The organism is Mesorhizobium sp. L-8-3, from assembly GCF_016756615.1.
Taxonomy (GTDB): Bacteria; Pseudomonadota; Alphaproteobacteria; order Rhizobiales; family Rhizobiaceae.
Genome location: NZ_AP023262.1, coordinates 6,693,192 through 6,710,912, shown reverse-complemented (window position 1 = coordinate 6,710,912; position 17,721 = coordinate 6,693,192). Strand labels below are relative to the sequence as shown.

General features: G+C 63.6%; 22 protein-coding genes. 10 read left to right on the top strand and 12 right to left on the bottom strand.

Translation table 11 applies throughout. The features are described 5' to 3' along the window. The first annotated feature begins 40 nt into the window (after positions 1-40). The 5 genes from JN302_RS31170 to JN302_RS31150 are packed head-to-tail and all read left to right on the top strand — an operon-like array spanning position 41 to position 4,472. Positions 41-994 (top strand): carbohydrate ABC transporter permease, encoded by a 954-nt coding sequence (locus tag JN302_RS31170; protein ID WP_202330261.1) that lies wholly within the window; start codon positions 41-43, stop codon positions 992-994. Beyond that, positions 991-1,818, top strand: coding sequence for a carbohydrate ABC transporter permease (locus JN302_RS31165; RefSeq protein ID WP_202308227.1), 828 nt, complete (start codon positions 991-993; stop codon positions 1,816-1,818). Before JN302_RS31170 ends, JN302_RS31165 begins: the two co-directional genes overlap by 4 nt. 3 nt (positions 1,819-1,821) lie before the next feature. Next, entirely contained in the window at positions 1,822-2,913 is a 1,092-nt protein-coding gene (locus JN302_RS31160) for a Gfo/Idh/MocA family protein (RefSeq protein WP_202308225.1), read from the top strand. Between the two features lie 39 nt (positions 2,914-2,952). Beyond that, on the top strand, positions 2,953-3,315 hold the full coding sequence (locus tag JN302_RS31155; RefSeq protein WP_244742368.1) for a cupin domain-containing protein: 363 nt from the start codon (positions 2,953-2,955) through the stop codon (positions 3,313-3,315). 17 nt (positions 3,316-3,332) lie between these two features. Next, a complete protein-coding gene (locus JN302_RS31150) occupies positions 3,333-4,472 on the top strand; it encodes an ABC transporter ATP-binding protein (protein ID WP_202330260.1) in 1,140 nt (379 codons plus the stop codon). Positions 4,473-4,690: 218 nt separating this feature from the next. On the opposite strand, the gene JN302_RS31145 is transcribed toward JN302_RS31150, so the two are convergent. Both JN302_RS31145 and JN302_RS31140 read right to left on the bottom strand, forming a co-directional pair. Then, a complete protein-coding gene (locus tag JN302_RS31145; protein ID WP_202330259.1) occupies positions 4,691-5,341 on the bottom strand; it encodes a LysE family translocator in 651 nt (216 codons plus the stop codon). Between the two features lie 44 nt (positions 5,342-5,385). After that, positions 5,386-6,009: an FMN-binding negative transcriptional regulator gene (locus JN302_RS31140; RefSeq protein WP_202308221.1), complete on the bottom strand. Its 624-nt coding sequence runs from the start codon at positions 6,007-6,009 to the stop codon at positions 5,386-5,388. 76 nt (positions 6,010-6,085) lie between these two features. On the opposite strand from JN302_RS31140, the gene pdxR reads away from it, so the two are divergent. Then, positions 6,086-7,513 (top strand): MocR-like pyridoxine biosynthesis transcription factor PdxR, encoded by a 1,428-nt coding sequence (gene pdxR, locus JN302_RS31135; protein ID WP_244846039.1) that lies wholly within the window; start codon positions 6,086-6,088, stop codon positions 7,511-7,513. A gap of 127 nt (positions 7,514-7,640) precedes the next feature. Here pdxR and JN302_RS31130 read toward each other — a convergent pair whose 3' ends face one another. Continuing rightward, the gene (locus JN302_RS31130; protein WP_202308219.1) at positions 7,641-7,946 is read right to left on the bottom strand and encodes a zinc ribbon domain-containing protein YjdM; all 306 of its coding nucleotides are present in this window, start codon (positions 7,944-7,946) and stop codon (positions 7,641-7,643) included. A gap of 564 nt (positions 7,947-8,510) precedes the next feature. Between JN302_RS31130 and JN302_RS31125 the strand changes: the two genes are divergently transcribed. Further along, on the top strand, positions 8,511-9,695 hold the full coding sequence (locus JN302_RS31125; protein WP_202330258.1) for a M14 family metallopeptidase: 1,185 nt from the start codon (positions 8,511-8,513) through the stop codon (positions 9,693-9,695). A gap of 496 nt (positions 9,696-10,191) precedes the next feature. Here the strand turns inward: JN302_RS31125 and JN302_RS31120 are convergent, their stop codons facing one another. Continuing rightward, positions 10,192-10,524, bottom strand: coding sequence for a GYD domain-containing protein (locus JN302_RS31120; protein ID WP_202330257.1), 333 nt, complete (start codon positions 10,522-10,524; stop codon positions 10,192-10,194). Positions 10,525-10,967: 443 nt separating this feature from the next. Next, positions 10,968-11,339: an MAPEG family protein gene (locus tag JN302_RS31115; protein ID WP_202308215.1), complete on the bottom strand. Its 372-nt coding sequence runs from the start codon at positions 11,337-11,339 to the stop codon at positions 10,968-10,970. A gap of 109 nt (positions 11,340-11,448) precedes the next feature. On the opposite strand from JN302_RS31115, the gene JN302_RS31110 reads away from it, so the two are divergent. Continuing rightward, positions 11,449-11,832 (top strand): winged helix-turn-helix transcriptional regulator, encoded by a 384-nt coding sequence (locus JN302_RS31110; RefSeq protein WP_202330256.1) that lies wholly within the window; start codon positions 11,449-11,451, stop codon positions 11,830-11,832. Positions 11,833-11,883: 51 nt separating this feature from the next. Here the strand turns inward: JN302_RS31110 and JN302_RS31105 are convergent, their stop codons facing one another. Continuing rightward, a complete protein-coding gene (locus JN302_RS31105; protein ID WP_202330255.1) occupies positions 11,884-12,264 on the bottom strand; it encodes a winged helix-turn-helix transcriptional regulator in 381 nt (126 codons plus the stop codon). A 101-nt stretch (positions 12,265-12,365) separates the two neighbouring features. Between JN302_RS31105 and JN302_RS31100 the strand changes: the two genes are divergently transcribed. Next, complete coding sequence (locus JN302_RS31100; RefSeq protein WP_202330254.1) at positions 12,366-13,343, top strand: quinone oxidoreductase family protein; 978 nt, start codon at positions 12,366-12,368, stop codon at positions 13,341-13,343. On the opposite strand, the gene JN302_RS31095 is transcribed toward JN302_RS31100, so the two are convergent. The 6 genes from JN302_RS31095 to JN302_RS31070 all read right to left on the bottom strand — a co-directional run bounded on the left by JN302_RS31095 (position 13,340) and on the right by JN302_RS31070 (position 16,615). Further along, positions 13,340-13,765 (bottom strand): DUF1801 domain-containing protein, encoded by a 426-nt coding sequence (locus JN302_RS31095; protein ID WP_202308211.1) that lies wholly within the window; start codon positions 13,763-13,765, stop codon positions 13,340-13,342. The two genes, JN302_RS31100 and JN302_RS31095, sit on opposite strands and share 4 nt — an antisense overlap. 67 nt (positions 13,766-13,832) lie before the next feature. Then, positions 13,833-14,297, bottom strand: a complete 465-nt coding sequence (locus JN302_RS31090; protein WP_202330253.1) for a DUF1801 domain-containing protein — start codon at positions 14,295-14,297, stop codon at positions 13,833-13,835. 5 nt (positions 14,298-14,302) lie between these two features. Beyond that, complete coding sequence (locus JN302_RS31085; protein ID WP_202308209.1) at positions 14,303-14,530, bottom strand: hypothetical protein; 228 nt, start codon at positions 14,528-14,530, stop codon at positions 14,303-14,305. Positions 14,531-14,571: 41 nt separating this feature from the next. Next, complete coding sequence (locus JN302_RS31080; RefSeq protein WP_202308208.1) at positions 14,572-14,979, bottom strand: SRPBCC family protein; 408 nt, start codon at positions 14,977-14,979, stop codon at positions 14,572-14,574. After that, positions 14,976-15,299: an ArsR/SmtB family transcription factor gene (locus tag JN302_RS31075; protein ID WP_202308207.1), complete on the bottom strand. Its 324-nt coding sequence runs from the start codon at positions 15,297-15,299 to the stop codon at positions 14,976-14,978. Before JN302_RS31075 ends, JN302_RS31080 begins: the two co-directional genes overlap by 4 nt. Positions 15,300-15,436: 137 nt before the next feature. Continuing rightward, entirely contained in the window at positions 15,437-16,615 is a 1,179-nt protein-coding gene (locus JN302_RS31070; RefSeq protein WP_202330252.1) for a serine hydrolase domain-containing protein, read from the bottom strand. A gap of 80 nt (positions 16,616-16,695) precedes the next feature. On the opposite strand from JN302_RS31070, the gene JN302_RS31065 reads away from it, so the two are divergent. Further along, positions 16,696-17,658 (top strand): LysR family transcriptional regulator, encoded by a 963-nt coding sequence (locus JN302_RS31065; protein WP_202330251.1) that lies wholly within the window; start codon positions 16,696-16,698, stop codon positions 17,656-17,658. Positions 17,659-17,721 lie beyond the last annotated feature (63 nt).

Below are 17,721 nucleotides of genomic sequence, written 5' to 3'. Positions count from 1 at the left end.
GCCTCTTCACCAGACGCGCGAAACTGGCTGCCCTATGTCAATGACTTCCTTCCCAACCAGTGCCAAGGACACGGGCGGTCAGCCCGCCCGTGTCACCCGCCGCGGCAGGCCGGGCGGTGCCGCCGGGCAGGATGGCCTGCGCTCGGCCCTGCCGCTGATGCTTCCGGCGTTGGCGATCTATGCGATCTTCACGCTTGCGCCCATCGTCCTGACCCTGTGGCTGAGCTTCACCGACTCGCGCGGGCTCAACACCAGTGCAAACTTCGTCGGCCTCGACAATTACAGTCGCGCCGCCCTCGATCCCATCGTCTGGCAAAGCCTGAGGCACACCTTCCTCTGGCTGCTCTATCACCTCGTGCTGGCCGGCGGGCTGGGGCTGGGGCTGGCGCTGGCCATCGGCCGGCTCAGGAAGACGCATGTCTTCTTTCGCACCGCCTTTTTCCTGCCCCATCTGGTCTCGCTGGCCGTGGTAGGGGTGATCTGGGCCAATATCTACGATCCGTTCTTTGGCCTGTTGAATACCGGCCTCGACCAGCTGGGGCTGGGCGGCTGGACCCAGGGCTGGCTGTCGGACCCGGCGCTGGTATTGTTCTCGGTCAATGTCGCCAGTTCGTGGCAGGGCTTCGGGCTCTATATGCTGCTCTTCATCGCGGGGCTGCAGAACATCGATCACTCGCTCTACGAGGCCGCCGAAATCGACGGCGCCTCCGCCTTCCAGAAGCTCATCTACGTCACCCTGCCGGGGCTGAGCGAGGTCATGACCTTCGTGGTCTCGTTGGCGCTGATCAACGGTCTCAAGGGCTTCGCCACGGTCTTCGTGATGACCGACGGCGGGCCGTACTATCAGAGCGAACTGATCACCACCTACATCTACCGGCTCGCTTTTTCGGCACAGGATCATGGCCTTGCCGCGGTGCTCTGCATCCTCCTGTCGGCACTGGCCATCACCATCACCATTGTCTTCAACCGCTGGCGCGCGAGGCTTGCACGATGAGTGCCCGCAAAGGCGAATGGCCGGTAGTACTGGCTCTGCTGCCCGTCTTCATCATCATCCTTGGGCCGTTCGGGTGGCTCTTGGTGTCGAGCCTCAAGACCGAGGCGGAGATCGGCCAGGCCAATCCCTTCGCACTCCCGGCGCAGTTGATGTGGCGGAACTATGCCGATGCCTGGCAGATTGGCGGCTTCGGCGAGCTGATTGCCAACAGCCTCATGAATTTGGCGGGCGTGGTGATCCTGACGCTTATCACCTGTGCGCCTGCCGGCTATGCCTTGGCCAAGATCCGGTTTCCCGGGCGTGAGTGGATGTTCTACGCAATCATCTTCGGGCTCACCATTCCGATCCAGGCCATCGTCATTCCGCTCTATCAGGTGCTGTTCAACCTGGGTCTGGTCAATTCCCTGGCCGGCATCACCCTGGCGCAGGTCAGCAACGGCATTCCCTTCGGCATCTTCCTGATGCGCAGCTTCTTCATCGGCGTGCCCGATGAACTGGTCGAGGCCGCCAGGATGGATGGTGCCAGCCATTTCCAGATCCTGCTCCAGGTGATGCTGCCGCTCTCCACTCCGGCCCTGCAGGCGCTGGTGATCATCTCGGCGCTCTCGACCTGGAACGATTTCTTCCTGCCGCTGATCGTCCTTATCAGTCCTGAAGTGCAGACCCTGCCCTTGGGGCTGGTGCGCTTCGCCTCGACCTATGCCTCCCAGTTCCGGCTGGTCTTCTCGGGCACGGTAATCACCTTCCTGCCCATCATCCTGCTCTATCTCATCACCCAGAGGCGCTTCACCGAAGGCCTCACCCAAGGCGCATTGAAAGGCTGACCGATGCCGCACCACGTCCCGCGGGAGATACGCTACAATTTCGAGTACCAGCGGCGCCTCAAGGCCTGCTTCATCGGAGCAGGCGGCCATGCCTATCGCAACGTCTATCCCACCTTCCGCTATGCCCCGGTCGATCTGGCAGCGATCTGTGATCTCGATGCCGCGCGGGCGAAAGGCTTTGCGCGGGTCTTCGGCGGCGAGCGGACCTATACCGATCACCACCGGATGCTGGCGGACGAAAAGCCGGAGCTGGTCTTCATCGTCACCAACTATACCGAGGACGGCCATGTGCGAGCCACCGAACTGGCGCGCGACTGCGTGCTGGCCGGCGCCCATGTCTGGATGGAAAAGCCCACCGCGGCCAGCCGCGCGGAGGTCGAGGCGCTCCAGGCGCTGAGCGCGGAGACCGGCAGGAAGATCATGACCGGGCTCAAGAAGACCTTCTTCCCGGCGATCGAAAAGCTCAAGGACATCATCGAATCCTCCAGCTTCGGCCAGCTGTCGGCACTGACGGTGCGCTACCCGCAGAGCCTTCCCAAGCCGGGCGATCGCCGCGACCTCGTCGCCATGCAGAGTTTTCTCGACCACATCTACCACCCCGGTTCGATCATCCATTTCCTTGCCGGTCCGATCGAGCGGGCGACCTTCGAATGGGCCGCCAACACCGGCGGCACGGTGGCGGCTTTGCGCTTCAAGTCCGGCGCCATCGGCTCACTGCATTTCTCGGCGGCGCAGAGCTGGGCGGCTCCGTTCGAACGGGTCGAAGCGATCGGCGAATGGAGCCACGCCATCGTCGAAAACGGCGTCAAGCTCACCCATTATCGGCGGGCCGACCTTCCCACCTACGGACGCGCCTCGAGTTGGATCCAGCCCGAAGAAAGTGCTGCTCTGCTCTACGAGCCCGAATTCTCGCTGGGCCAGCTCTACAACAACAACATGTTCACGCTGGGTTATGTGCCCGAGGTGCTGCATTTCTGCGAAGCGGTGCTGGAGGATCGGCCCTTGGTCAAGGGCACGCTCGAGGACGCCCTCGAAATCATGAAGCTCTTCGATTTCTACAGCCTCACGCCCGAAGGCGTCACCGCAGCGATCTGAGCGCAAGGAGCATTTGAGACAATGAATGCGGATAGTTTCGTGTCCCGGTCCGATGACGGCGAGCGCGTGCCCACCAACTGGGGCGAGCTCAACTGGAAGATCACCGGCGACCGCATGCCTGGTGCCCGGATGACCTTCGGAACCTGCCTCATCCATCCCGGCCAGCGCAATCCGCTCCATTCGCACCCGAATTGCGAGGAGTTTCTCTATGTCGTTTCGGGCACCTGCGAGCACCGGCTGGGTGAGGAGACGGTGATGCTGGGCGCGGGAGACATCATTCGCATTCCCCAGGACGTCCGCCATTGGGCCCGCGCGGTGGGTTCGGAGCCGGTTTTCGCGCTCATCCTGTTTTCCACCGGCCAGCGCCGCGCCGTGGATCATGAAGGCGGCGGCGTCGCCTGATACTTCTGGAGCTTGCTATGGCTGCGATCACGCTTGAAGGCGTTCACAAATCCTACGGCAACGTAAAGGTCATCCACGGCGTCGACATCGAGATCGCCGATGGCGAGTTCGTCGTGCTCGTCGGACCCTCGGGGTGCGGCAAGTCCACGCTGCTGCGCATGGTGGCCGGCCTCGAAACGATTACCGATGGCGCGCTCAGGATCGGCGGACGTGTGGTCAATGACCTGGCGCCCAAGGATCGCGATATCGCCATGGTGTTCCAGAGCTATGCGCTCTACCCGCACATGACCGTGGCCCAGAATATGGGCTTTTCGCTCAAGCTGCGCGGTGTGGCCAAGGCCGAGATCGACCGACAGGTGCAGCGGGCGGCCCATATCCTGGCGCTTGAACCCTATCTGGACCGACGTCCTCGCGAATTGTCGGGAGGACAGCGGCAGCGTGTCGCCATGGGACGCGCCATCGTGCGCGATCCGCACGTGTTCTTGTTCGATGAACCGCTTAGCAATCTCGATGCCAAGCTGCGCGTGCAGATGCGCGCCGAGATCAAGGCGCTGCACCAGCAGCTCAAGATCACCACGGTCTACGTCACGCACGACCAGACCGAGGCGATGACCATGGCCGACCGGATCGTGGTGATGCAGGGCGGGCATGTCGAGCAGTCCGGCGCGCCGCTCGATCTTTACGACCGCCCAGACAATGTCTTCGTCGCTGGCTTTCTCGGCTCGCCGGCCATGAACTTCATCCCCGGCGCCCTGATAGCCGGCGACCGGCCCGGGCTGCGCCTCGAAGATGGTTCGGCGCTCGAGGTGCGGTCATTTCCGGCCGATCTGGCCGGCAAGGACGTCCTCTTCGGTATTCGCCCGGAGGACATTCGGATTGTCGCCGACGATGGCATCGAGGCAACTGTCGGACTCGTCGAGCCAACGGGCGCCGAAACCCATGTGACGGCGCGGACCTGCGGACAGGACGTAACATTGGTTCTCAAAGACCGCGCGGAAGTTGCGCCGGGACAGAAGATCCGGCTTTCCTTCATCTCCGCCCGCAGCCACTTCTTCGACGCTGGGAACGGACGCCGGTTGCCCCCTGAACTGGCTGTTTCGCGACAGAACGGGATGCGCAGCGAGGCGTTTCGCCATGTCGCCCATCGCCGAGCGTGATCTTACCGGCAATGGTGCGTGAGGTGATGTCCGATTCGCTTTCGAGGTTTTCGCTGGAGGGAAAGTCGCGCGCCGATGCAGTTGTCAGATAGACGTGCCGCTCAACGCCTATGCCCAATCCGGGCAATGACCGATTCCCCTTAGGCTCGGCTGCTTTCCGGAAGGCAACACCCCAACAGGGCACGACTGCCCAGCCCGCCCCGCCGATTGCCGCGCAATCAGGCAGCAGGCCGCTTCGCCAGAGCGAGGCCGATCCCGAGCGCGATCATCGCGCCTCCCGACCCCTCCCGCAGGCGGCGGATCAGGCCGGGACGCGCTCCCGCGCCTTCCCTGATGCCGCTGGCAGCAAAAGCGACCACGATGTCGGCGAGGGTGTTGAGCGTGACCGACACGAAGCCAAGCACCACGAACTGCAAAGCGATGGGCCCGGCGGTCGGCTCCAAGAATTGCGGGATGAAGGCGAGAAAGAAGGCGGCCGTCTTCGGGTTCAGCGCCTCGACTAGCACCCCTTCGCGAAACGCCCGGCGGGCCCCGACTGGAGGCGCCGCCGCGCCACCATCCAGAACGGTCGCTGCCTCGCGACGGGCAGACTGGAAGGTGCGAAGGCCGAGCCAGACGAGGTAGGCTGCCCCGACCAGCTTCAGCGCCGTGAACAGTTCCGCGCTCGCCAGCACGATGGCGGAAACACCCAGGCTTCCGGCCAGGACGTGAACCATGCCCCCAAGACCCGTGCCGAAGCTGGAGGCGATGCCTTCCGTACGTCCGCCGGCGAGCGTGCGCGCGGCGACATAGAATATGCCGGGACCGGGCGTGACGGCGAGCAGCAAGGCCGCGGCGAAGTACAGGGCGAATTGTGTCAAATCGGGCATGTGGGACCGGAAAGGTTATGATTGCTGAACAGGCGGGCGGGTCTTCACGAGGGGATGAGAGAGGCGACCTCGCGGTCGGATGCCCGCTCGCTCACCGCGAGGCCCGAGGCTACGCCGGCGCGGTCGGCAGCGTTCCGGTTCTGGCTCATCTTGCGCTTGCCCTCGAGCCGCGTGACCGGCATTCGCAGGCCGACGATTCCGCGCAGTTGCGCCTGAATGAAATCCGGCGGCGCGTCCGACACCGCCCAGGGCGAGGCGCGCCCGCCCTCGTGGAGATCGGTCAGGCGGGTCACGGCTTCCAGCAGCCTGCCGGCATCGTCGAAGAACTCGACCGGGCCGTAAGCGTGGACCGCGACGTAGTTCCAGGTCGGCACGACCTTCCCGGTTTCCCGCTTGGTCGCATACCACGCCGGCGTCACATAAGCTTCCGGCCCCGCGAAGATCGCCAGACCATCGCCCAGCGGCGGAAGATGAGCCTGGGGATTGGCCTTCGCGAGATGGCCATAGATCACGCCGTGCTCGCCCTCGCTCTCGTCGAGGTAAAGCGGCAGCGGTGTGGCCAACGGCCCGTCTTTCGTGGCGGTGACGAAGTTCGCCAGCCGCGCCGCGCGGATCGTTGCCCTGAGGCTCTCCTTGTCGTCGTCGCGGAAGGCCGGCGGCGTATACATCGCGAAACTCCTTGCGTTGCACGGGAAGATGCCGAAAATCTGGCTTGCTGAGAATATCCAGTTTTGAAGGTTGATTGTGGTCCAGTTGGAGAAGGATGGCGTCGCTCGCCGGATCATCGCAGCGATCAAGGAGCAGATACACAGCGGCGCCTTCCAAGCCGGCGACCGTCTGCCGTCGACACGGGCATTTGCAGCCGAATGGGGCGCATCCCGGACAACCGTGACGGCGGCTTACAGCCAGCTTGTTGCCGAAGGCTACCTGACCATCCGGCCCGGCGCGCGTGCGACCGTAGCCCCCGGGCTCGGAACTGTGCCGGTGCCGATGCCCTGCAGAGGTGCTGCGCCCCGGCATCTCTCCGCATTCGCGCAACGCCTGCTTGCTTTGCCCTCGCCGGCGGAAGCGCCGGCGGCGCGCGTTGCAGATTTTCGCTATGGCGAGTTGTCCGGGGCGGACTTTCCGGTATTGGCCTGGCGGCGGGCACTGAACAAAGCGGTCCTCCGGCGCACTGCGCGGCTGCGCTACGGCGATCCTCAGGGAGTTGCCACCCTCCGTGCCGCGCTTCAGTCCTATCTCTGGCGAGCCCGGGGTATCGCTTGCACGGCGGACCAGATCGTGATCGTGAATGGCTCGCAGCAAGGGCTGGACCTCTGCGCGCGGCTGCTGCTCGACCCCGGCGATCCTTTTGTGATCGAAAACCCGGGCTACCACCTGGCTCGCCAGGCCTTCGCGGCGGTGGGAGGGCTTGCGGTGCCCGTTCCGGTCGACGCCGACGGCCTCAGGACGGACGCGCTGCCCCTGGCCCGTCTGGCCTATGTGACGCCCTCGCACCAGTTCCCGCTTGGCGGCGTGCTCTCGGCGAGGCGGCGGCGCGCTCTCCTCGCCTGGGCCGCACATACCGGTGCCTACATTATCGAGGACGACTACGATGGCGAATATCGTCACGACATCGCCCCCATACCGCCTCTGCAGACATTCGATCCGGAGGCGGTGATCTACGCCGGCACCGTGTCCAAGACACTCTCGCCGACGCTGCGGCTCGGCTATCTCGTTGTCCCCGCCAGGTTGACTCCGGTATTCGCCGAGGCAAAACGGCTGACGGATCGGCACACCCCGTTGGCGGAACAGGACGCCCTTGCCGAACTGCTTGCGAGCGGCGCCTATGAGCGTCACGTCCGCAGCATCCGCAGAAAGAACGCCGAACGACGGGCGGTGCTGCTCCAGGCTCTGGCGGAAGATCTGGGCCCGGCGGTCACCATCGCGGGAGCCGGCACGGGACTGCATTTCGTGGCCTGGATCAACGGCGTCGCTGCCGAGCGCGAGCCTGCGGTCATCGAGGCGGCAAGGGCGGTCGGGGTCGGCCTCTATCCCGTCTCACCTCTCTATGACCCAACCGAGCCCAGGCCGGCAATGGCCGGATTCATCCTGGGTTACGCCGGGCTCGACGCGGACGCGCTGCGACGTGGCGTTGCGGCGCTGGCGTCCGTGCTGGCCGAGCACTCCTGATCGACGGCGCCCGGACGCTCACCTGCTTCGGGCTTCTGCTGGACGTTCCATCCCTGGCGTAGACACGGTTCTCATGGCTCGTTGGCGACCCGATGCGGACCGTCATGGAGGCATGCTCGCAGGCGTATCAGCGCTTGCGAACGAATTCCGTGCGCAAGACAAGGCCCTTGATCCCTTCGTGGCGACAGTCGATCTCCTGGTCATTATCCGTAAGGCGGATCGACTTGATGACCGTACCCTGCTTCAGGGTCTGGCTGGTCCCCTTCACCTTCAGATCCTTTATGAGCGTGACCGAATCGCCATCGGCGAGGATATTCCCGGCAGCATCGCGAACCACGGCCTGATCGGCATTGGCGGACGCGGCCATCTCGGCAGCCGGACGCCATTCACCGGTCGCTTCGTCGTAGACATATTCATCGTTGTCGTCAGCCACGCCTTGCCTCTGTCAGAAAGAAGGTCTTCACCAAGTAAGCCTCGCCCAGTGCGGGAACAGGCTTCAAGTTCGATCGGCATCGATAGTCCGGCGAACGTGGCCTATACGACCCCATCAGCCTGTGCAATATCCATGGCAAGGGGGCACCTGCAAGCTGGCCGCTGAGCGCCGGAAGGCGAAAGTCGCGATGGGCCTTCGAAACGTCGACCTGCTGCTCCCTCCCGGCAGCGCTGGAGAAATCCCACACGGGTTGGTGGGCTATGGCGCAGACGAAGTTCCCATCGCTATCCCGCACGGCCCGCCATCGCGGTTAAGCGGTTCCGACAAAGGACGTTGCCGACGGCGGGACTGCGGTTTCCTGTCGTATGTTTCGCTGACCGATACGAGCAACCGGCGCATTCCGGACGCGCAACGGCTCAAGTCTCACCATTGCCGACATTGCTGTCGCATGCACCTTGCGAGTCTCGCCGGCATACTCGTAGTTTGAAGTCGCGTGGGGATGTTCGTGACCGATATGGTGCCGTAGTACGAACGCTGCCTTTCACAATGACAAAGGATCCCATCATGTCGGAAGAGCTTAAGGAAGGTCTTGATCGCCGCGATTTCATGATCGCGTCTATTGCCACGGTCGGCGCGTCTGCTGTCCTTGCCGGCAACACTGGTTCCGCGATTGCCCAGGACACGGCGGCAGGTACAGCGGGGGGGACCGTCTATACAGGCGACGTGATCGACGGGAAGAAGGTCGTCAGCACGCTCGACGTCAACGACCTAGCGCCCGGACAGAAGCACCTTTTGTACTTTCAGGGCGTGCAGATGCCGACCGGACAGCATTGGCATGTGTCCGTGACGGTCGCCAGGGGGGCAAATCCGGGCAAGCGCGGCGTCCTGACCAGCGGTGTGCATGGCGACGAGATGAGCTCCATTCACACGGTCCAGACCGTGATGAACCAGCTCGATCCGGCACAGATGTCGGGCACGGTCATGGCGGTCACGGACGTAGCGCGCCCAGCCATCGAAAGCATGCAGCGCAGATGGCCCAATTTTGGTAGGGGCCCGGATCTGGTCGATACGAACCGGGTGTGGCCCGGCAACGAGAACGACATCACCGCCCCCAGCCGGCACGCCGGGCTGCTGTTCAACCGGCTGCTGCGGCCAAACGCCGACTTCGCGATCGACTTCCACACCGGAACAACCGGGTTCGAGGTCGCAGCATTCAATATTGCCGAGATGGACATACCTGAGATCAAGGCGATGGCGGAACTCTATCCCGTCGGCCAGATCTTCGACAACCCTACATATCCCAACGTCCTCCACAACGCGTTTGTCGCCGCGGGCATCCCGTCCTTTTGCCCGGAGATCGGGGCTGCCCGCCACCTGGACCTCGAGATGATCTCGCTCTTCGTGGAAGGCACGATGAACGTCCTCAAGCATCACGGCATCGTGGCCGGGCCGATGGGGCGTACCGGCAAGGACGTGAGCGTCTTTGTCGGCAACAGTGCGTTTCCCATCCTGGCCACCGCGGGTGGGCTCGTCGAGCATCTGGTCAAGCTCAACGACAAAGTCGAGGCCGGACAGAAGGTGGCCATCCAGCGCAACAGCTTCGGCGAAGTTGTTGCGGAGTATACAAGCGGCGTGGCCGGAGAGATAACGGGTCAGCGCAGCGATGCAATGTCCGAGCCTGGTAACCCCTTGGTATTCATTCTTTTCAACAAGGCGACGCAGGAAGGCGTTGAAACCTATCCCGAGTAGGTCATCTGCGCGAGCGACATTCCAGAAAGAACGCGTATGGCGATATGAACACTTGAGCCATCCTCGGTGAGCTTGACCGCATCCGTTGGAAGCTCAGTCGGAAGGAGCGACGCAGCGTGATCGAAGGGGCGCGCTCCGTTGGGTTGCCGACTTTCAGGAAGGTTAGCCGCGTATTGTCTGCGACCGCGAGCCAATGTCGAGTCGGAGTCGGTCTCGAGATTTTCCTGCCGAGGCGCGACCTTCGCAAAGGCTGATCGGTCCGCTAGAGAGGCACCATCAGCCGCGCGACGGGGATCGCGGCGTTCTTGTACCGGGGGGCGCCTACTTCTACGGGGGCGCCTATGGATCGCGCGTCTCTGCGCCTCTATCCAGACCTCCTGCCGCATGGCGGCGGCGGTTCCGTGAACGTCCAGCCAGCACTGAGGGAATGCGCCGGCATCGGATCTGGCAGCGGAGGTCCAATCCGCTGCCAGAAATGTTTCAACCAGTGGTCTGCTCAATTTGCCGGGGATCTGTAGGAAGATGCGATTTTGCTCGCCTTCTCTTGGGCCGCTTTGAATTCCGCGCCTGTGTATGCTCGCACGGTTTTGACATTCGATACTGCCCCCGATGCGCCGACGACGAGAAGTGCGGGGATCAGATCGGCACCGTCGGCGAATTCAGCGATTACCATCCAGTCGGTTTCGCCGGTCGTAATGTAGAAAGAATGCTGTTTCCCGCCCGCTGCTTCCATGATTGCACGGGCCGCCTCTTCTCGGTCCGAGGGATTGTCAATCATCCCCTTCGCTGCCGTGGCTGAATAACACCCAGTGATTATGAACAGTGGCATGTTGCATTCTCCCACAATGCTGTGGGCAGGTCGGGTGATCTGCCGAACACACAATATCCTAAATTTCTGGCGGCAAGAATTTGTCTGTTGGGTCTACATCAAAGGTCGCAGCAAGCTCGCCGTGCGGCGACTGAGGCCGTTGCCCGGAAGTGTCGGCGAAATCGAGGTTGATGTCGCGGCGAGCGAGGCACGAGAGCGGGGGGGGGAGGGCAGTTCCCGGCACAATATACGGGGCGCTAGGGGACCCGCGTCAACGCCTATCTTCAGAGTAATCCGATGGTGAATGAGCAGCACCGGTGCAACTTGGCGCAGGTGTCGACGCCAGGATCAAATCGCGGCGCGAGGAAGGCGGAAGCCTCGGGCGAGTTGTGCCAGGAGCGGGCATTCCGTGCAGGCGGCTGCTTTCGCTCATTGAGGAAGCCGCCGCCCGGCGCACTCTAGACTTAGACTAGCGCCAGTACCGCCGCCCCGACCAGCAGCGCGCCGTACGTTCCCAACATGCCGCTTGCCCGTATCGGCGTCACGCCAGTCAGCATGCCGGCAACGTGAAGCGCCCGGCCGAGAACCAGCAGGATGGCGATGGTGTATAGCCAGGCGGCGGGTACTCCTCGAAATTCGCACAGCGCGAGGACGATGAGCGCGAGTGGAACATATTCGATGAAGTTGCCCTGCGCCCGGATGCGGCGCAAGAGGGTCGGGTCGCTGCCCATGCCGATCCTGGTGTCGACCTTCATCCGCTGCAGGCTGACCGGGATGCTCAGCGCGACCAGCGCCACGCTGGCCAGTGCGGCGACGGTTCCGGTGATCGGCAACATGGACCCCTCCCTCCGTTCGGATGGAACAAAGCCATCCGATCCATTTTGAACTTGCAAATTGCAAGTTAGCCCTTTATCTTGCAAATTGCAAGTTCAAAGGAATGCCGTCATGACGTCCTATCGTTCAGGTTGCCCGATCGCATCGGCACTGGACCTTGTCGGGGATCGATGGTCGCTGGTGATACTGCGCTCCATGGTGATGGGCGCGACGAGCTACTCCGAACTGCTGTCCGAGCAGGAGCGGATTGCCACGAACATACTCGCTGATCGTCTCCGGCAACTGGAACAGGCCGGTCTCATTGTGCGGACCCGTGCGCGGCAGGGAACGGTCCCGGGAGCCTATGCCCTTACCAAAAAGGGCGCGGCACTCATCCCCACGCTGCAGGCGCTCGCACGGTGGGGCGAGACCTATATCCCTGATCGCTGGACGCCGCCGGATCGGTTCTATGCCGCGCGACCGGACGACTTTCGTTCGCCTGCACCGGCGCCTTGAGGACTGCCGGCCGACTTTCTTCGACCGGCGTCGCCACATCGCGCAATTGGTTCAGTCCCCCTGTCCGGAGACGATGAGGGCGCAGTCGGCCAGCCGATCGAGCACGTTCAGTTCCGCGGCATGGTGCTGCCCCCATTCGCAGAGCGCGCGCAACACGGGCTCCAGGCTCAATCCAAGCTGCGTGGCCGAATAGTCCACGCGCGGCGGAACCTGACGGAACACCTCGCGATGAACAAGGCCATGTTCCTCCATCTCGCGAAGCTGCTGGACCAGCACCTTCTGGCTGATCTCGGGAATGGCGCGTCGCAATTCCGAGAGACGTTTCGGGCCATCGAACAGATGGTAGAGGACAATGGCTTTCCATCGGCCCGATATCACCCTGAGCGCGCGCTCGGCCGGACGCATCGGAAGCCTTTTGATCGGCTCGGTCATGGTTACCAACTGGTCACTATGGAACGAAAGAGTTCGTAGTGGGAATTTCGTCCATACGGCAAGATAGGTTCATCACCAAATCACGGATGGGTTTCTTTGCCATGAAGGCCATTTTGTTCAGCCGTTTCGACGGCCCCGACGCGCTTGAAGTCGTCGACGTGCAAAAACCGCTTCCGGGCCGTGGCGAAGTGCTTGTCCGGGTCAGGGCTTCCGGCATCAACTTCTTCGAGACATTGATGCTGCGCAACCGCTATGCCGTGACCCCCGACCTGCCGATAATCCCGGGCGTCGAGATTGCGGGTGAGATCGAAGCCGTCGGCGACGATGTTCGAACTCCTGAAGTCGGCACGCGCGTCGCCGTCCCGATGTTCGCAGTTGGACGCGGGGCGGGAGGCTATGCCGAATATGTGGCGGTCGAAGCCTCGTCGGCCGTTCCTTTGCCAGATGGTCTCTCCTTCGAGGATGCCGTCGCCTTGTTGGTCCAGGGGCTGACCGCCCTCCATCTGATCCGCCGCAGCAACCCGACAGGCAAGACCGTCCTCGTCAATGCCGCGGCCGGCGGCGTCGGTTCCCTGGTCGTGCAACTCGCGGCCGGGGCGGGTGCGACGCGCGTGATTGCGGCTGCAAGCTCGGCCGAAAAGCTCGAACTGGCCCGTTCGCTCGGCGCGCATGTCGGGGTCGACTACACCCATCCCGACTGGGCCGACCAGGTCAGGGAGATCAACGGAGGCGGCGTGGATATCGTCTACGAGATGATCGGCGGCGCGCACACCAAGGCCAGCCTCGCCGCCTTGGCGCCTCGTGGCGAACTGGCGTTTGGGGCCTTGGGCAGGTTCGATCTTGCGCCGGCCGATCTGGAGGCGATGTTCTCCGCAAATCAGTCCATAAAAGGGTTCGCGCTCCTCCCGTTGCTGAACGCGAACAGTCTGAAGGCGGATCTCGCCGGCCTGTTCCGGAGGGGCGCGGATGGAACTTTGAAGCTGCTGCCGGCAAGCCCCTTTCCGCTGGAGCGGGCGTCTGAGGCGCATCGCGCAATGGAGAGCCGTCGGAGCACCGGCAAGCTCGTGCTGATACCTTAGGCGGCTCCCGCTCCCTGGCCTGATCGGCCGCGCTTGCGGGGTGCGTTGAGTGCGATCGCGGCGCGGACGAGTGCCTTCAGCGCCTCTTCATCGATCGTCTCGCCCTCGCGGAAGTCGATGGCGCGTCTGACGTTGCCGTCAAGGCTCGAATTGAACAGGCCGGCAGGGTCGTCGAGCGACGCGCCCTTGGCGAAGGTCACCTTTACGACGTTCTTGTACGTCTCGCCGGTGCAGATCATGCCGTCGCGATACCACACGGGAACCCCGCGCCATTTCCACTCTTCGACCACGCCGGGGTCGGCCTGCCTGATCAGGGAGCGTATCCTGGAGAGCGTTTCGCCCCGCCAGTCGCCGAGCTCCTTGATCCTGTCGTCGATAAGCTGCGATGGAGATTTTTCCGCCTGAGCGCTGCTCTTCGCCATCTGTCGATCTTCCTGTTTGCCTGTTTCTGCGCGAGCATAACCCCGGGTCGCGGGGAGGCTCCCTCGATCAGGGAACCCAGCCGGGCAGTTCCGAAGCCTGCCTGACCCAGCTTGCGACGAGTTCCTCGTCAAGCGGCTCGCCCTCGTGGACATGGAAATAGCGTGTGTTCTTGTCCTTGGACTCGACGGGTGGGAGAGGATCCAGCGATGACCCGCTGAAGAACGTCACCTTGATGTATTTCGTGAAGCAGTGGAAGCTCAGGAACCAGCCCCGGCCCTCGATGCCGTAGAATGGCGAATTCCACTTGACCGCCTTGCGCACCTCGGGGACGGTGCGCGCGATCAGCTGGTCGAGATGTCGCCCGGCATCGCTTTTCCAGCCAGGCATGGCGTCGATATAGACCTGCACGGGCGCGTCGCCGTCGGCCTTCGCGATCTGCGGGTTGCCGCCAGAAAGGAGCTTCGGCTTCGTTGCGGCAGGCTTGGCCCTTTTCCCGGCCTGTCCGGATTTGCCTGCCGTCGTGCCTTTCATCGCAGTCATTCCTGTACGGTGCCGTATCGTGCGCCGCGCCATTTGCCGGCGTAGGGCAGCACGAACATGTAGAGCCCCGTGAACAGCAACAGGAAAAGCGGCAACAGGGGCGAATAGACCACCCAGGCGGGCGGCTCTCCCAACCCCATCGCGACGAAGTTGGCGATTACGGTCGCCGTGAAGATGACAGACAGCCAGCGATGTAGCTGGCGAACCCACTTGCTCCAGTCCATGGAAGCTCTCCTGTGAATTGATCGCGTTCCGGCGCGGGTTGTCAGTCCAGCTGCGCCAACACCTCTTCCAGCTTGTCGAAGAGCTGCGGCCAGCCGGCCTTGGCGCCGCCGTAGTAGCGTGGCTGATCCTGCCGGAAGCCCGATTGCTCCATGCGCAGCCGTGTGCCCTTGTCCGTATCGGTGAGCGTCCAGGTGACCACACTTTTGAGATCGTGGTCGCCCCACGTGTAGGAGAGCGTCTTGTGCGGCTCTACTTCGAGCACCTCGCACTCGACCGAGCCCCACTCCGCGCGGAGACCGAACCGATGGCCGACGACCGGCTCGAAGTCGTTCTTCATGAGCCACTCGCCGATCAGGTGCGGCTGGGTGAGGGCGCGCCAGATCTTCTGAGGCGGAAACGCGATTTCCCGTTCGATGATGATCGAGCGCGTGTTCGATTGGTCGTTCATTGGTCCATCCTGTGCAGCAAATCTTCGAGGTCGTCGAACCGCTTCTCCCAGAAGCCGCTCATCTCGCTTGTCCAGTCGGCCAGCGGCGCGAGTGCGCCGGGCTGTGGCGAATAATGCGTCTGGCGGCCCTCGTGGCGATCGCGCACCAGACCGGCCAGCTTCAGCACGCCGAGATGCTTCGACACGGCCGGCTGCGAGACCCCGGCCCGGGCCGTCAGCGCCGCCACGGTCTGCTCCCCGTCGCGGCAGAGACGCTCGAAGATGGCGCGCCGCGTCGGATCGGCGAGTGTCTTGAAGAGCACGTCATGATTGCTCGGCATCGAAACGTATAACCCGTTGGCTATTGATTGGACCGATAACTGATGAGTTATGCGTTTGTCAACCGGGTCCGTCGCGGCGACCCGATGATAGGGATGGCGGGCCGGCCTGGAAGGGCGATGCCTGATCCGCGGGCTATTCAGAGCGCATTGGCAATGTCCCGCGGGAGGCGTCCCACCATTCCCTCATAGGCGGTGTTGGTGAGCAGCACGGCGACCCGTGCGCGCTGATGGTCGACGCACCACCAGTGCCCGTAGACGCCACCCCATGAAACGGTTCCCTGCGACAGGGTGGAAGCGGCCGCTTCCGGATCGATGAGCACCGCGCCCGTCCAGCAAAAGCCCCAGCCCGGTCCCTGCGTCATGGCCTCGCCGCCGACGCGGACCTGTCGGGCCGCCTCGCGGGAGACGGCCGAAAGGAAGGAGCCGCCGCGATAGGCTTCCAGAAGACTGAGCACGTCTTGCGCGGTGCCCGCCATGCCGGCTCCACCGGAAGGGAACGCGGCATGACGTCCGATGCGCCCGGGGTCGAAACGCACCGCCGAGCCGAGATAGGCCGGCAGCGGAACGTCGGTCACGCCTTCCATCCGCACGGGCGAGCCTTCTCCGTCGTGGTAGGGCGTCGCCAGCCCAGCCGGCGAAGCGTGGAAAGACGCGGTCAGGCCGAGCGGTCGGGTGACGAGATCGACAACGGCCTCCGCAAGGGGTTTGGCCGTTGCCGCTTCGACGACGGCGCCGAGCACGTCGGTCGCGACCGAATAACGCCACCCGCCTCCGGGAGCGCCACTCAGTGGGGCCGAGGCAATGCGGGCGAGGTTCTCGGCAAGTGAAATATCGGCTTCGTCGAGCCCGTCCGATATGCCGGCTTTTGCATAGGCGCCGTCGGTCGCCTGCTGGAAGCGGTAGTCGAGCCCAGCCGTGTGGGACATCAATTGACCAACACTGATCTCTGCAGCCGAGCCGTCGGCGGTTCGGGGGGCGAAGCCCGGGAGCCACTTTCCGACCGGATCGTCCGCGCCGAGGAGCCCCGCCTCCACCAGCTTCAGCGCGGCCAGGGTCGTGAATGGTTTGGTGACGGAGGCGTAGCGGAAGGGCGTGTCGATGCGCATCGGGCGTCCGGCCTCGCGGTCGGCCAGTCCGGCTGCCCGTGCGAAGACGATACGGCCGTGTTCCGCGACGAGCAGCACGCATCCGACGATGCGTTGATCCGCGAGCGCGCTGTCGATGGCGTTGTCGAGCGCGTCGATCATGGCGCCGGCGGGCCGACCCTCCGGCTCGGTGCCACGCGAGATGGCCGGAGGAACTGTGGTGAGAGACATAGTTGGGATCTCCATTGGTGACGTCAGGAGAAATAGGCTCGACAACCATCCGGAAAAACGGGCAGATTCATGGAAGGATCGTGAAGGTATTCTTAATGATGGAATCCACTGTTCTGAGCGCTTTACCCGTCTTCCGCGCCGTTGCGGAGGCCGGTGGATTTACTGCCGCGTCCGGCCGGCTCGGCATTTCCGTCTCGGCGATTTCCCAGGCGATCCGGCAACTCGAGCTGCGGCTGGGCATACGCCTCTTCGATCGCACGAGCCGCAGCGTCCGTTTGACCGAGCGGGGCCGCGAACTGTTCGAGGCGATCGAGGGGCCGATCGGGCTTCTCTCGGGCGCCGTGGAGGCGGTGAAGGAGACGGATGGCGAGCCGTCCGGCCATCTCAGGATCACTCTGTCGCGACTGGCGGCGGAAATCTGCGTCCTGCCGACGCTGGCGGATTTCGTCACGCGCTATCCGGCGATCCGCCTGGAACTGTCGACGGATGACCGCCTGACCGACATCGTGAGCAAGGGATTCGATGCCGGCATCCGCTTCAGGGGCGCGTTGGCGTTGGACATGATCTCCGTTCCAATCGGTCCGCCCCTGCGTCGCTCGATGCTCGCCAGCCCGGACTATCTGGCGCGTGCCGGCACGCCGCGGACGCCGGAGGAATTGAGCCGTCACCGCGTAATCCGATACCGTTATCCGGGAAGCGGCAGACTGGAACCGCTCATCTTTCGCCGCGGCGAGGAGATCGTCCAGCTCGATCCGCCAGGAGTGCTCATCCTCGACGACAACGCGCATTTCTCGCTGGCCTCGCATGCGGGCCTTGGGCTGGCTCAGCGTTTTCGGGTTACCGAGGAAGATGCCCTCAGGACAGGAGAACTGGTGGGCATACTCGACGCCTATGAGCCGGAGCAGCAGCAACTCCACATCTACTTCCCGTCCCGCGACCTGCAGCCCGCGAAACTGCGGGCATTCATCGATTGGTTCCGGGTCGGCGGGATCGGAGCAATTTCAGCAAGGACGCGCAGCGGCTTTGCGTCCGGAACTGTGTGAAGACGGCGACATCCATGTCGCCTGTGAAGGGCTCGCCTGCGGACGCACACAGATGTGCTCCTG

Coding starts and splice junctions, on each gene's coding strand:
- JN302_RS31170 (WP_202330261.1), top strand. CDS start 41: ATGACTTCCTTCCCAACCAGTGCCAAGGACACGGGCGGTCAGCCCGCC.
- JN302_RS31165 (WP_202308227.1), top strand. CDS start 991: ATGAGTGCCCGCAAAGGCGAATGGCCGGTAGTACTGGCTCTGCTGCCC.
- JN302_RS31160 (WP_202308225.1), top strand. CDS start 1,822: ATGCCGCACCACGTCCCGCGGGAGATACGCTACAATTTCGAGTACCAG.
- JN302_RS31150 (WP_202330260.1), top strand. CDS start 3,333: ATGGCTGCGATCACGCTTGAAGGCGTTCACAAATCCTACGGCAACGTA.
- JN302_RS31145 (WP_202330259.1), bottom strand. CDS start 5,341: ATGCCCGATTTGACACAATTCGCCCTGTACTTCGCCGCGGCCTTGCTG.
- JN302_RS31140 (WP_202308221.1), bottom strand. CDS start 6,009: ATGTATACGCCGCCGGCCTTCCGCGACGACGACAAGGAGAGCCTCAGG.
- JN302_RS31125 (WP_202330258.1), top strand. CDS start 8,511: ATGTCGGAAGAGCTTAAGGAAGGTCTTGATCGCCGCGATTTCATGATC.
- JN302_RS31120 (WP_202330257.1), bottom strand. CDS start 10,524: ATGCCACTGTTCATAATCACTGGGTGTTATTCAGCCACGGCAGCGAAG.
- JN302_RS31115 (WP_202308215.1), bottom strand. CDS start 11,339: ATGTTGCCGATCACCGGAACCGTCGCCGCACTGGCCAGCGTGGCGCTG.
- JN302_RS31110 (WP_202330256.1), top strand. CDS start 11,449: ATGACGTCCTATCGTTCAGGTTGCCCGATCGCATCGGCACTGGACCTT.
- JN302_RS31105 (WP_202330255.1), bottom strand. CDS start 12,264: ATGACCGAGCCGATCAAAAGGCTTCCGATGCGTCCGGCCGAGCGCGCG.
- JN302_RS31100 (WP_202330254.1), top strand. CDS start 12,366: ATGAAGGCCATTTTGTTCAGCCGTTTCGACGGCCCCGACGCGCTTGAA.
- JN302_RS31095 (WP_202308211.1), bottom strand. CDS start 13,765: ATGGCGAAGAGCAGCGCTCAGGCGGAAAAATCTCCATCGCAGCTTATC.
- JN302_RS31090 (WP_202330253.1), bottom strand. CDS start 14,297: ATGAAAGGCACGACGGCAGGCAAATCCGGACAGGCCGGGAAAAGGGCC.
- JN302_RS31085 (WP_202308209.1), bottom strand. CDS start 14,530: ATGGACTGGAGCAAGTGGGTTCGCCAGCTACATCGCTGGCTGTCTGTC.
- JN302_RS31080 (WP_202308208.1), bottom strand. CDS start 14,979: ATGAACGACCAATCGAACACGCGCTCGATCATCATCGAACGGGAAATC.
- JN302_RS31075 (WP_202308207.1), bottom strand. CDS start 15,299: ATGCCGAGCAATCATGACGTGCTCTTCAAGACACTCGCCGATCCGACG.
- JN302_RS31070 (WP_202330252.1), bottom strand. CDS start 16,615: ATGTCTCTCACCACAGTTCCTCCGGCCATCTCGCGTGGCACCGAGCCG.